Below are 13,038 nucleotides of genomic sequence, written 5' to 3' on the forward strand. Positions count from 1 at the left end.
TGATAGTGTGTGCTCACTTAAAATTTAACGTTGGCGCTTTGTTTTGTTCAGTTTTCAAAGAGCGATTTTTCGTCGTTACTTCGTAAGCGACTTTATTATCTTATCACTTACTTAACCTGATGTCAACAATTATTTAAAATTGTTTTTCGATTGAGCAATTGACGATGTCGTTATTGGCGACTCCTAATATATTATCAGGTTGATGAGTTATCGTCAATGGTTTAATTGGTTTTTTTAAAAAAAACTATAACATGATAAAAACCCCAGGGAGATATCCATGGGGTTTTCATAAGACTTCGACGGAATATCCTTTAAATGATCCAATAACCAATGGCCGCCAAAGCGGCAACTCCCGGTATTCCAAGCAGACCGGCGACTGCCGAGGTAACAGGGTTGATGGGTACATGAATGCCCGCTTGATTCCCAAGTGTATTCAAAAAGAACAAAAATGCTGCACCGATAATGACCTTTATAATCCCCTGCCCTATAAACCGGACAGGTCTTAATGGCGCCCCGATAATGAGGAGCATTAAAATCAGGCCGCCAATTACAGCAACAAAGACAACTGGTTCCAAACTCATTCCTCCCCGCAAGCTTGTACTACACTTATATGAAGAAATCGATGGATTAAGAACTGAAAAAAATGGCCATGAGGAACACGCAATCCTTCACAGCCATTTCCTTATCATCTTTTTAAGCGGACATTCCTTCTTTTAACTTCCCTGAATAAGTAGAAATATTTCACTTCCGCCAGTCTCGTTTGGGCGATTACTTCCTCAGATGGATCAACGCTTTTTTCAAGTAATGATTTTTGATTATGCCAATTCCATTTCAAATGTTCAAGCTCTTCGATTAATGAATCATTGAATTCATTCCGAAGTTTCTTTTTTTTACGAAAGAACAAGTGAAGTCCTCCCAGCTATCTTATATTTCTCTTCTTCCTTCTATTGCTTTTGATAGCGTCACTTCATCCGCATACTCCAAATCTCCGCCAACAGGAAGTCCGTGGGCAATTCGGGTCACTTTGATGCCTGATGGTCTAAGCAACCGCGAAATATACATGGCTGTCGCTTCACCTTCAATGTTAGGATTAGTAGCCAAAATTACCTCCAGCACTGTTTCATCTTGCAGGCGCTTTAATAAATCAGGAATATTTATATCTTCCGGACCGATTCCGTCCATCGGGGAAATACTGCCATGCAGTACATGGTATAAACCATTGAACTCTCTCATCTTTTCCATAGCTATTACATCTTTCGGGTCCTGAACCACACAAATCAAACTTCTGTCCCTCTTTTGATCTTCGCAAATATAACAAGGATCTTGATCTGTAATATGACCACAGACTGAGCAATACATAAGATTCCGCTTAGCATTAACAAGTGCTTTTGCAAAATCCAAAACAGTATCTTCCTTCATGCTTAGTACATGAAAGGCTAATCGAGCAGCCGTTTTAGGACCAATCCCCGGCAATTTCATAAAACTGTCAATGAGCTTGGAAATTGGTTCTGGATAATGCATCGAATTCCTCCTAAAAATTTCAAAAGAAACCCCCTGAAAGGAAGTTTCTTTTGAACTTGCTTAAAACATACCCGGAAGGTTCATTCCCTTAGTGAATTGTCCCATCGTTTGGTTTGTCAGTTCTTCCGCCTTTTTCAAAGCATCGTTAGTCGCAGCCAGCACTAAATCCTGAAGCATATCGATATCATCCGGATCGACAACTTCCGGTTTGATGACTACATCGACTATTTCTTTATGTCCAGTAACGATGACCGTCACCATTCCGCCGCCAGCAGTTCCTTCAACCTTTTTTTCACCTAATTCTTCCTGTGCCTCTGCCATCTTCTTTTGCATCTTTTGCATTTGTTTCATCATGTTCTGCATATTACCGCCGCGCATACCCATTCTTCTTACCTCCAATTATTCTTTAATTTCAAGTAAATCATCGCCGACTAATTTTCTAGCCTCTGCTATAAAGGGGTCTTCTTCTTTTGATTCCGTTTCTTCTGGACCGTCGAACTGCTGTGTCGATATGAAATCCTCCCGCAACCTTTGCCACTGGCTCTCCGGAACTCCAGCTATCTCCATACGATGTCCGGTCAATTGCTGCATGATCGAGGCTATCACTTCCACGAAACGGTTATTTTCCATTGCCATTTGACAATGAATATCATATTTGAATTTTACCACAAAAGCTTCAGTAGACGCAGCAACAGGTTCTGCCTCCGTTAATAAAGCTGCCAATGATTTTTGATTTTGCTGACCTAACTGTTCAAGCACTTCCCCCCACTTACTTTTCACAGCAGTAAGGTTTGGCTTCGTAGCTTGTTTCAAAATTTGATTGATCTTTCCTGCAGGTGCTTTATACGCCTTTTTAACGGCCCTTTGCGCCTTAGCCTGCTCTGCAGGTTTTTCCGTCATGGCTACCGGGATGCCGTTTTTCTGCATTTCGAGTAATTTCTTCTCTAAATCTTCTATTTTCTGCAGCAGCTGTTGAAGCTGCCCGTTATCACTTTGATTTGACCTTTGCTCATTACATAACTTCACAAGTGCCACTTCAAGGAAAATCCTTGGATGATTTGTCCATTTCATATCCTGCTGTGTTTGATTGAAGCTTTCAATAATGGAGTAAATCGATTCAGAAGAGATTACTTCTGCCAATTCCTTAAATTGGGGATCTATCAAAACACGCTCGAAGGATTCTGCCAGTGCCGGTGCCGTTTGAAATAAAAGCATGTCACGGAAATAATAAATCATGTCTTCTATGAACCTAGCCGGGTCTTTTCCCATGGCCAGCAATTCTTCAAGGACTTCAAGTGCCACCGCTACTTCTTTATCATATATAGCCTTTGCCAGACGGCTTAAAAATGCCTGCGACACAGAACCAGTGACAGTCAATGCATCTTCCATAGAAACTGTCTCCGAACTGAAGGATATCGCTTGATCAAGAAGGCTTAGTGCATCTCGCATCCCGCCTTCGGCTGCCCTTGCAATGATATGCAGGGCTTGTTCATCACATGAAACACCTGTTTCTGCAATGATTTGTGACATCCTGCCAACTATATCTTGAGGCTGGATCCTTTTAAAATCAAACCTTTGGCAACGGGAAATGATCGTTAGTGGAATCTTATGAGGTTCAGTCGTCGCCAATATAAAAATCACGTGCTTCGGAGGTTCTTCCAATGTCTTTAAAAGCGCATTGAAAGCCCCTTGTGAAAGCATATGTACCTCATCGATGATATAAACTTTATATGTAACCGCGTTAGGAGCATATTTGACCTTATCACGAATGTCACGGATTTCCTCGACACCATTATTGGATGCTGCATCAATTTCTATAACATCTGATATGGAGCCATCGGTGATTCCGCGGCAGGTAGCACATTCGTTACAGGGCTCACTTGTCGGGGCATGCTCACAATTCACTGCTTTTGCTAGAATTTTGGCAGCACTTGTTTTCCCTGTTCCACGTGGACCGGAAAATAAATAGGCATGCGAAACCTTCTGCCCGACCAAGGCATTCTGCAACGTTTTCGTTACATGTTCCTGCCCGACTACATCAATGAATTGTTGTGGCCGCCATACCCGGTATAATGCTTGATACCCCACGGAAATCCCTCCTTCTTTTCTCCATCTTGTTTATTATACATTACTGATTTCCTTAATTTCAAAGTCTAAAAAGAAATTTCATCATTGCCTCATTTTTTTCAAAAATACCAAGCGCTTTACCTTCTTGGCATAAAAAAAAACCCACCCGATACGAATGAGTTTTTTGTTTATGTAAAATAACTGCCGTGCACCTTCTGTCGATTAGCAACCATAAGCGTTACTTAAGCAGTTAGCTCGACCCAGGCAACCCTGCGGCACATGAGAACTTCCACTTAATGCTGCTTCCTTCCGGACCTGACATGGTTCATGGAGTCCCATTGCGCAGGACCCGGGCGTCAACACCACTTACTTAAGGCAGGCCCTACAGAATGCTAACCTCGAGAAGGGATTCAACCTCGCTAGAGCGGATTGCGAGTACAGGGCACCGCTACCTCCCCGTCTAGCACGGCAAAAGTAATACCAATTTCACAGCGTCATGTCGACGCATAATTCATTATACTAAGGTAACAAAAAAAACGCAAGTGTTGTTCATGAACAGTTTGATTCCAAATTTATCAAACGAAGCAAACTTTTTTTCGACACTCGTTTTTCCCCTATTTATTTTCTTCGGCAATCTTAAGTGCTTGCTCTCTTTTCAAAGTTTTCTTTCTATCCCTAAGCTCTTTAAAAAAAGAAGTCAATATCCAGCCGCACTCTTCCCCCAATACACCGCTTGTTACATCACATTGATGGTTAAAGCGTTCATCTTGAAGTAAATCCATGAATGTCCCTGCACAGCCTGCCTTTGGATCATACGCTCCAAAAACTACCCTTTTCACCCTTGATTGCAAGATGGCCCCAGCACACATGGGACAAGGTTCCAGCGTTACATATAATGTCGCATCTTCAAGGCGCCAACTGCCAAGTTCCTTGCAAGCCTCATTGATCGCAAGCAGCTCCGCATGTGCCGTCGCATTCTGTTCCGTTTCCCTCAGGTTATGCCCTGTCGAAATAACTTGATCGTCTATTACGATTAAAGCGCCAATCGGCACTTCATTCAACATCTGCGCCTTTTTTGCTTCCTTTAAGGCTAAATTCATGTAATAAACATCATCCTTCATAAAAAAACCCCCTCATATAAAGTAGGAGTAAACAGACACATATAAGACAAAAATAAAGGTCATACTACATGTTCTAATGAATAGTAACGCATGCGGCATACGTGCTGCAAGTAAATTCTCACAATACAGGAGGATATACCATGAATCGACCTGAATCACCTTCTTTTGCATTGCTTATCATTGATATGATCAATGATTTTGATTTCAAATACGGGAATATGCTCCTTGAACATACGAAACTTATCGTCGATCCGATTTTGGAATTAAAAAAGCAAATGAAAGAAAAAGGTTTTCCAATCATTTATATCAACGACCATTATGATTTATGGCAGGCTGACTTCGATAAAATTATTGATAGATGTAAAAATGAAGGAAATGCCTCATTAATCGAAAGGATAAAACCTCAACAGGACGAATTCTTTCTCATCAAGCCGAAACATTCCGCATTTTATGGGACGGCACTCAATACACTACTTAAACGATTAAACGTGGAAACCCTGATCATTACTGGAATAGCTGGCAACATCTGCGTGCTATTCACAGCCAATGATGCCTATATGCGGGAATATAAATTATGGATTCCGAAGGATTGCATCGCTTCTGCATCAAAGGAAGATAATCATTACGCATTAAAGATGATGAACCATGTTCTCAAGGCATCCATAAAAGATGGTGAAGACTTTTAAGCATTCAATCGAACAAGGCACTAACCTACATACCACCCCCAATAAACAATCTTTCATTCTCTTTCTTTATCAACCTGACAAAAATGTCACTAAAGTCCCAAGTCTGTGATACAATATCTCTTGGCGAAAAACCTAATAACCGGGAATTTCAGCTTGATACCTCATGAAGGAGGACAGATTGGATGAAATCCACCCCATTTATCACAGTCGAAGGTCCAATCGGCGTGGGAAAAACATCACTTGCAAAAGTTATCGCAGATCATTTTCAAATTTCATTATTGAAGGAAATTGTAGATGAAAATCCATTTCTCGGGAAATTCTATAAAGATATTGATGAGTGGAGCTTTCAAACAGAAATGTTTTTTCTGTGTAACCGGTATAAACAATTGGAAGATATCGAAAAAAAGTATCTTACTAATAACCAAGCCGTGGTGGCTGATTACCATATATTCAAGAACTTGATATTTGCTGAACGAACGTTAAAGAACGGACAATACAATAAATACCTTGAAATATTCAATATTTTAACACGGGATATGCCTAAACCTAATATGGTGATTTATTTAAATGCAAGTCTTGATACTCTTATCTCCCGAATCGGTAAAAGAGGTCGTGAGTTCGAAAAAAATATATCCTCCATTTATTTAGAGCAGTTATCCGCGGATTATCGAACATTCATGGAAGCATTTGAGAAACAGCACCCTGACATACCTGTTCTTACATTCAACGGAGATGAGCTGGATTTTGTCGGGAACAAGGATGATTTGAAAACGATAATCAGCCAAATTGAGAACGCCCTGCACAAAGGAGTAAAGTCAAATGAACTTACGAAAGAAATATAACATTCCAAATAACGCTGTCATTACGATAGCAGGGACGGTTGGCGTAGGAAAATCGACCATGACCAATGCTTTAGCCGATGCCCTTCAATTCAGGACATCCTTTGAAAAGGTTGATACGAACCCCTATCTGGATAAGTTTTACGATGATTTTAATCGTTGGAGTTTCCACCTGCAAATCTATTTCCTCGCTGAACGTTTTAAAGAGCAAAAAAAAATCTTCGAATATGGCGGCGGTTTTATCCAAGACCGTTCCATTTATGAAGACACCGGGATATTTGCAAAAATGCATTATGAAAAAGGCACGATGAATGATGTGGACTACGAAACTTATACAAGCCTTTTCAACGCCATGGTAATGACGCCATACTTCCCGCACCCTGATTTACTTATCTATCTCGAAGGTTCGCTGGATGATATCCTCGACCGGATCCAAGAGCGTGGACGTCCAATGGAACAGCATACCCCAATTGAATATTGGCAGGAAATGCACGGCCGTTATGAAGAATGGATTGATCAATTCAACGCCTGCCCTGTCCTTCGGTTAAATATAAACGAATATGACCTTATGCAGGATGAAGCAAGCATCGAACCTCTTATAAAACGGATTGCCGAATATATGGAGCAAACCAAGTTGTTGCGAAATATTTAAAACAGAAAAACCACCGATTATCCGGTGGTTTTTTAATATATTAGAAAACAAAAATTCCGTTACATATCTGTAACGGAATTTATCGATATCCAATTTATGCGCTGTGGTTATTAATAAGTTATGGAGGAGGTAGAGGGATTCGAACCCCCGCGGGATTTGACTCCCCTGTCGGTTTTCAAGACCGATCCCTTCAGCCGGACTTGGGTATACCTCCGTATCAACATTTATTATATTACATGGAATTAAAATTAAAGTCAAGCTCTCTATAAAGTTTTTTTAAAATAATTTCAAACTTTGATAAAAAGGAGAATCAGCCTCTTTAATCAGAAGCTGATTCCTTTTAACTTACGGTTTAATGACTTCCGCACCGCGCATATATGGACGTAATACTTCAGGAATGATAACACTGCCATCTTCCTGCTGATAATTTTCCAAAAGGGCAGCGACTGTACGGCCGATTGCCAGACCTGATCCATTTAGAGTATGGACATGTTCCGGTTTGCCTTTTGCGTCACGTCTGAAGCGGATATTGGCCCGTCTAGCCTGGAATGCTTCAAAGTTACTGCAAGAAGAAATTTCTCGGTACGTCCCATAACTCGGGATCCAAACCTCGATATCATACTTTTTAGCAGCAGTGAATCCAAGATCTCCCGTACACATGCTCAGCACTCGGTATGGAAGGCCTAGCAATTGAAGGACCTTTTCGGCATGACCTGTGAGATTTTCCAATTCTGCATAAGAATCTTCCGGCTTCACGAACTTCACTAGTTCAACTTTATTGAACTGGTGCTGACGAATTAACCCGCGGGTATCACGACCAGCAGATCCTGCCTCTGAACGGAATGAAGCGCTGTATGCCGCATAGCTTATCGGCAGATCGTCCGTGCTCATGATTTCATCACGATGGAAGTTTGTCACCGGGACTTCGGCTGTAGGAATCAAGAAGTAATCATCACTTTCGATACGGAAAGCATCCTCTTCGAATTTTGGCAATTGACCTGTCCCAGTCATGCTTGCACGGTTCACCATATATGGCGGCAGCATTTCTTCATATCCGTGTTCCTCAACATGAAGGTCCAACATAAAGCTAATTAAAGCACGCTCTAATCGAGCACCAAGACCCCTATAAAATACAAATCGGCTTCCGGTCACTTTTGCTGCCCGTTCAAAATCCAGGATGCCTAAATCTCCAGCTACATCCCAGTGTGGTTTCGGTTCAAACTTGAATTCCGGTAACTCTCCCCATTTACGGATTTCGACATTATCGTCTTCCGTCTCACCAACAGGCACACTTTCATGCGGAATATTCGGAATGGAAAGAAGTAATGTTTCTAACTGTGCTTCCACTTCACGAAGTTCATCATCGAACCCTTTGATACGGTCACCAACTTCACGCATTTGGGCAATCAACTGATCTGCATCCTTTTTTTCCCGTTTCAATACGGCCACTTGCTGTGAAACTTCATTTCTTTGGCTTTTCAACTTTTCCGTATCAGCAATCAAAGTCCGGCGCTTTACATCCAGTTCCTCGAATTTACCTAAATCGGTCAAATCTTCCCCTCTAAATTGCAATACACGCTTCACTTCTTCAAAATTATTTCTTACATATTTCAAATCCAACATTTTCAGTTCCTCCTTAATAATTCGATGATTTATCAAAGAACGCAAAAAACTCCCGTCCCCTGAAGAAGGGACGAGAGTTAACCCGCGTTGCCACCCTAGTTGAAGACATATGAAAAACGCCTACCACTTAACTCGATAACGGCTTTCAACCGAAAGTATTTACTGACCCCAAAAGGCTTTCCATACTCTGCTCCAGGAGGGATTCACAAGACTCTCACACCGATTTCCACCAGCCATCGGCTCTCTATAGAAAGAAATACTTGTTACTATTTCCTGTCATTGCTTTCTTATATAATCAGATTGTTTTCCATAATGTACTATAATTTTATACATTACGCAACCGTTTTATACGCGAAACTTAAAACCAGCCTTTAACAGTAGAAGCTACACTGCTCCATACGTCACCAAAGAATCCGCCAACCGCTCGCATTGATAATACGAACCAGTTTGCCTTTTCAACAGATTCAGCAGCTACGACGTTAACCTTAACTGGATCGCCGTTAATGTACCCGTAATCTTCTCCTTTTTTAGGAGTGACTGTGATGTAACCTAGCTTTTCACCTTTTTTGATTGGTGCAGTAAGCTTACCATCATCATTCAATTTGTTTTTATCGATCACTAAATCTGTTTTATAGTTATCTTTCTCACCATTTTCAACAAGTAGCTCGATTGCCTTTTCAGATTGAATCTTAACGTTTTTTTCCTTGCCTTTTACTACTGAAAGTGTTTCTTTCCCTTTCACCTGGTAATTGGCTGGAAGGACTTTTTCCTTTTTAAAGGTTGCATAAGCATAGTTCATAAGCTTAGTGCTATCTGCAAAACGTTCGTTTTTATTAGTGGACTTCATAACCACCGTGATATAGCGCTGACCGTCTCGGATAACCGTCCCTGTATGTCCATAACCGGCAAAGTCGGTAGATCCCGTTTTTAGTCCATCTACGCCTTTATATTCAAATATCAGACCTGGCAACATCCAGTTGAAGTTCGGATATTCTTTTCCATCACGGAACTTCAATTTAGGAATGCTGGCGATTTTTAACACTTCCGGATAATCGTTTATTAAACGATAAGCAAGAAGACCAGTATCTTTTGCTGTCATGATATTTTCATCATCTTCATTACCCGAAGGATATTGCCCTAATAAATCGGAGTTATTCAAACCGCTGGCATTAACGAATTTATGGTTTTTCAAGCCTAGTTCCTTTGCTTTTTCGTTCATTAACTTAACGAAGCTCTTTTCACTTCCGGAAACCAACTGTGCTAAAGCTACTGTTGCCGCATTTCCGGAATAGACGGCCATAGCTTGATATAGTTCCTTAACTGTATAATCTTCACCTTCTGTTAACCCAACATTCGACAAATTAGGTGCTTTTGAAAGGTCATGTACGTATTTATTTATTTTAACTTTCTGATCCCAACTGATTTTCCCATTTTTGATTGACTCCATTATGATGTACTCGGTCATCATTTTAGACATGGATGCAATCCCTAATACTTTATCGGCATTTTTTTCATACACGATTTGTCCTGTTTCACCATCAATGATGATGGCTGCCTCTGCTTTTAAACCCAAATTATCAGATTCAGCAACAGCTTCCCCCGGTTGATAGGCAAATTGCGACATAACAAGAACTAAAACAAAAGTGAAAATGAGGGTCATCTTGCTGATTTTTTTCAATTTCCAATACCTCCAACTTTTAAGCTAATCTCTATAACAAAGAAGAAACTTTATGTAATTCCCTTGACACCTTGTCTAGTTTATCACAGAAAAAATAAAAAAAATAGACAGAGTAATCGCAGACTCTGTCTATTTTAACAATAAATTTTAATGACGATTATATGTTAAATTCATTACATTGAGTAGTTCGGTGCTTCTTTGGTAATTTGTACATCATGAGGATGGCTTTCCCTTAACCCGGCACCGGTCATTTTGACAAATTGAGAGTTTTCTCTCAACTCTTCCAATGTGGCTGTACCGCAATATCCCATACCTGAGCGAATGCCGCCAATCAGTTGGAAAATGGTATCTGAAAGAGGTCCTTTGTATGGAAGGCGCCCTTCGATGCCTTCCGGTACGAATTTCTTGTTATCTTCTTGGAAGTAACGATCTTTAGATCCCTTTTCCATTGCAGCAACGGAGCCCATACCCCGATATACTTTAAAACGGCGACCTTGGAAAATTTCCGTTTCGCCTGGGCTTTCAGTTACACCTGCAAGCATGCTGCCAAGCATTACTGCATGTCCGCCTGCAGCCAGGGCTTTAACGATATCACCAGAGTATTTAATTCCGCCATCAGCGATAATCGTTTTACCATGTTTTCTTGCTTCTGTCGCACAATCGAAAACTGCCGTGATTTGTGGAACACCTACACCAGCCACAACCCTTGTCGTACAGATTGACCCTGGTCCGATTCCCACTTTGACTACATCGGCACCCGCTTCAATCAATGCTTTCGTTCCTTCAGCCGTTGCCACATTACCGGCAATGATCGTCAATTCAGGATATGTCCCGCGGATTTCCTTCACCATTTCAAGGACGCCTTCTGAATGACCGTGAGCAGTATCAAGTACGATTGCATCGACATGGGACTTAACTAGCATTTCTACACGCTTCATTGTATCCTTAGTCACTCCGACTGCAGCACCTGCAAGTAATCTTCCTTGCTTATCTTTCGCCGAATTCGGGAACTCAATGACTTTCTCGATATCCTTGATCGTAATAAGTCCTTTAAGGACTCCATTATCGTCTACAAGGGGAAGCTTTTCAATTTTGTACTTTTGAAGAATCTTCTCTGCTTGTTCCAAGTTAGTTCCCACTGGCGCTGTGACCAGATTCTCTACAGTCATGACACTGGAAATCTTCAAGGAAAAATCGGAAATAAATCGCAAATCACGGTTTGTAATGATACCCACAAGTTTTTGGTCCTCTATATTGTTGACTACAGGAACACCCGAAATGCGATATTTACCCATTAAATGCTCTGCATCAAATACCTGGTGATCCGGCGTTAAGAAAAATGGATCGGTAATTACACCGCTTTCTGAACGTTTTACTTTATCCACCAGTTCAGCCTGTGCTTCAATGGACATATTTTTATGGATGATACCTAAACCGCCTTGACGAGCCATGGCAATTGCCATCTCAGCTTCTGTCACGGTATCCATTCCTGCACTGATGATAGGAAGGTTGAGCTTTAAGTTTTCAGCTAAGTTGACTTGAAGGTTAACATCTTTCGGCAAAACCTCTGATTTCGCTGGAATTAATAGGACATCATCAAAGGTTAAACCTTCTTTTGCAAATTTATTTTCCCACATTATTTTCCCCTCCTGCTTAAAAATATTATTTGTAGGTTATCAATAGGACATACTACTGTCAAGAAGAGAAATAAAAGTTTGATTATTCTATTAATTCGGAGGATAGCTGCAATGCCTGAAAACAATGATAATTTCGATAAATATACACCTTTTTTTTCCGCATCTTCCTCACAACTTTTTTTACAAAAATGTTACACGCATGAAAAAATAGCAGAAGCGGAAATAAAAAGTTACGATAATTGTTATCCATTTATTTACCATCTTGAACATGCTAAAACTTATTATAATCAGGCTGCCATTGCACCACTTTCCATACAACCAATCTTAACATTTTATGGATTCGCCCAATTGTTAAAGGCCTGCCTGCTCACGATCGATCCCAACTATCCGGAATCAACTTCGATGCTTGCCCATGGGGTTACTACGAGAAAAAAGAAAAAACAGCAATATGAATTTTTAAAGGATGAAGTTAAAACGCAAAAAAACGGACTTTTCACCTGCATTGCCGAGAAGTTATTTCATATAAAGCATCTGGAGGGTGAAAAATTTTCCATGGGAACGCTGATAAAGGAAATTCCGGATATGCAAAACTTTACATGGTCCGTTTCCAAGAAAAATTTCGTCGCCATGTTACCCTCTTCGGACGGTTTTCAATTACCCTCGGCGACCTTGGATGGCTATCAAATGTCCAGCAGTCGAATGGAAGAATTTTTGAAAGCTAAAACGGATCAAGTTTACAGTATTTCAGAAGCTCCTGGGACACTGCATTTAAAAACTGATGGCATTCCTATTCATAATGCTTCTTCCCCAATACGGTATAATTTGGAAGAAAGACAGTTCATGCTATCACTCAATAAAGATTCGTCAGCTTTTTCATTACCTGAACTTTTGATCCATTATTTGATTTCTTATAACCTTAGCATAATAGCTCGTTATGAAACAGAATGGTGGGCAGAACTGATGAAAACCATGCCCAATGATGATTACCCTTGCATTGTGCAATTCCTTAAAATAAGCCAAGCTAAGGTGCCATTTTTAATATTTGAATGGATTAAGTCCGAGAGGTTCCACTTTTGATCCTTTCAACATCCAATTGGTCAATTGATCTGTCCCGAACGACGAAAAAAGACCAGCCGGATGGCTGATCTTTGAAATGGCTTGGCGGCGTCCTACTCTCACAGGGGGAAACCCCCAACTACCATCGGCGCTGAAGA

At 40.7% G+C, this 13,038-nt stretch carries 13 protein-coding genes, 1 tRNA gene, 1 other RNA gene and 1 other annotated feature; of the genes, 4 read left to right on the forward strand and 11 right to left on the reverse strand.

What is annotated here, in order from left to right:
• Positions 1-311 precede the first annotated feature (311 nt).
• From FNK51_RS22935 to tadA, 7 genes are all read right to left on the reverse strand, one after another.
• A complete protein-coding gene (locus FNK51_RS22935) occupies positions 312-581 on the reverse strand; it encodes a pro-sigmaK processing inhibitor BofA family protein (protein ID WP_377402698.1) in 270 nt (89 codons plus the stop codon).
• Positions 582-685: 104 nt separating this feature from the next.
• Entirely contained in the window at positions 686-904 is a 219-nt protein-coding gene (locus FNK51_RS22940) for a YaaL family protein (protein ID WP_063236519.1), read from the reverse strand.
• A gap of 20 nt (positions 905-924) precedes the next feature.
• A complete protein-coding gene (gene recR, locus FNK51_RS22945; RefSeq protein WP_034316264.1) occupies positions 925-1,521 on the reverse strand; it encodes a recombination mediator RecR in 597 nt (198 codons plus the stop codon).
• A gap of 60 nt (positions 1,522-1,581) precedes the next feature.
• Positions 1,582-1,899, reverse strand: a complete 318-nt coding sequence (locus FNK51_RS22950) for a YbaB/EbfC family nucleoid-associated protein (protein WP_076373267.1) — start codon at positions 1,897-1,899, stop codon at positions 1,582-1,584.
• A 21-nt stretch (positions 1,900-1,920) separates the two neighbouring features.
• Positions 1,921-3,609 carry a DNA polymerase III subunit gamma/tau gene (gene dnaX, locus FNK51_RS22955; RefSeq protein ID WP_141994798.1) on the reverse strand — a complete coding sequence of 563 codons (1,689 nt, stop codon included), beginning with the start codon at positions 3,607-3,609 and terminating at the stop codon, positions 1,921-1,923.
• A gap of 183 nt (positions 3,610-3,792) precedes the next feature.
• An RNA gene (gene ffs, locus FNK51_RS22960) (signal recognition particle sRNA large type) lies at positions 3,793-4,057 on the reverse strand.
• Positions 4,058-4,202: 145 nt separating this feature from the next.
• Positions 4,203-4,709 carry a tRNA adenosine(34) deaminase TadA gene (gene tadA / locus FNK51_RS22965; protein WP_141994799.1) on the reverse strand — a complete coding sequence of 169 codons (507 nt, stop codon included), beginning with the start codon at positions 4,707-4,709 and terminating at the stop codon, positions 4,203-4,205.
• Between the two features lie 140 nt (positions 4,710-4,849).
• Here tadA and FNK51_RS22970 point away from each other — a divergent pair, with 140 nt between their 5' ends.
• The 3 genes from FNK51_RS22970 to FNK51_RS22980 all read left to right on the forward strand — a co-directional run bounded on the left by FNK51_RS22970 (position 4,850) and on the right by FNK51_RS22980 (position 6,886).
• Positions 4,850-5,395 carry a cysteine hydrolase family protein gene (locus FNK51_RS22970; RefSeq protein ID WP_098373825.1) on the forward strand — a complete coding sequence of 182 codons (546 nt, stop codon included), beginning with the start codon at positions 4,850-4,852 and terminating at the stop codon, positions 5,393-5,395.
• Between the two features lie 182 nt (positions 5,396-5,577).
• The gene (locus FNK51_RS22975) at positions 5,578-6,237 is read left to right on the forward strand and encodes a deoxynucleoside kinase (RefSeq protein ID WP_141994800.1); all 660 of its coding nucleotides are present in this window, start codon (positions 5,578-5,580) and stop codon (positions 6,235-6,237) included.
• Positions 6,215-6,886 carry a deoxynucleoside kinase gene (locus FNK51_RS22980; RefSeq protein WP_098373823.1) on the forward strand — a complete coding sequence of 224 codons (672 nt, stop codon included), beginning with the start codon at positions 6,215-6,217 and terminating at the stop codon, positions 6,884-6,886. The genes FNK51_RS22975 and FNK51_RS22980 overlap by 23 nt, the downstream gene beginning before the upstream one ends.
• Positions 6,887-7,007: 121 nt before the next feature.
• Here FNK51_RS22980 and FNK51_RS22985 read toward each other — a convergent pair.
• The 4 genes from FNK51_RS22985 to guaB all read right to left on the reverse strand — a co-directional run bounded on the left by FNK51_RS22985 (position 7,008) and on the right by guaB (position 11,824).
• Positions 7,008-7,100 (reverse strand) — tRNA-Ser (locus FNK51_RS22985).
• A gap of 131 nt (positions 7,101-7,231) precedes the next feature.
• Complete coding sequence (serS, locus tag FNK51_RS22990; protein ID WP_098373822.1) at positions 7,232-8,509, reverse strand: serine--tRNA ligase; 1,278 nt, start codon at positions 8,507-8,509, stop codon at positions 7,232-7,234.
• 63 nt (positions 8,510-8,572) lie between these two features.
• Positions 8,573-8,798, reverse strand: a binding site (T-box leader).
• A 69-nt stretch (positions 8,799-8,867) separates the two neighbouring features.
• Complete coding sequence (locus tag FNK51_RS22995) at positions 8,868-10,187, reverse strand: D-alanyl-D-alanine carboxypeptidase family protein (protein WP_286178840.1); 1,320 nt, start codon at positions 10,185-10,187, stop codon at positions 8,868-8,870.
• Positions 10,188-10,360: 173 nt separating this feature from the next.
• On the reverse strand, positions 10,361-11,824 hold the full coding sequence (gene guaB / locus FNK51_RS23000; protein WP_063236531.1) for an IMP dehydrogenase: 1,464 nt from the start codon (positions 11,822-11,824) through the stop codon (positions 10,361-10,363).
• A 111-nt stretch (positions 11,825-11,935) separates the two neighbouring features.
• Between guaB and FNK51_RS23005 the strand changes: the two genes are divergently transcribed.
• Positions 11,936-12,901, forward strand: coding sequence for a YaaC family protein (locus FNK51_RS23005; RefSeq protein WP_141994801.1), 966 nt, complete (start codon positions 11,936-11,938; stop codon positions 12,899-12,901).
• Positions 12,902-13,038: the final 137 nt, after the last annotated feature.

The sequence above is a fragment of the Bacillus sp. B4EP4a genome (assembly GCF_006680105.1).
GTDB lineage: Bacteria > Bacillota > Bacilli > Bacillales > DSM-1321 > Peribacillus > Peribacillus simplex_E.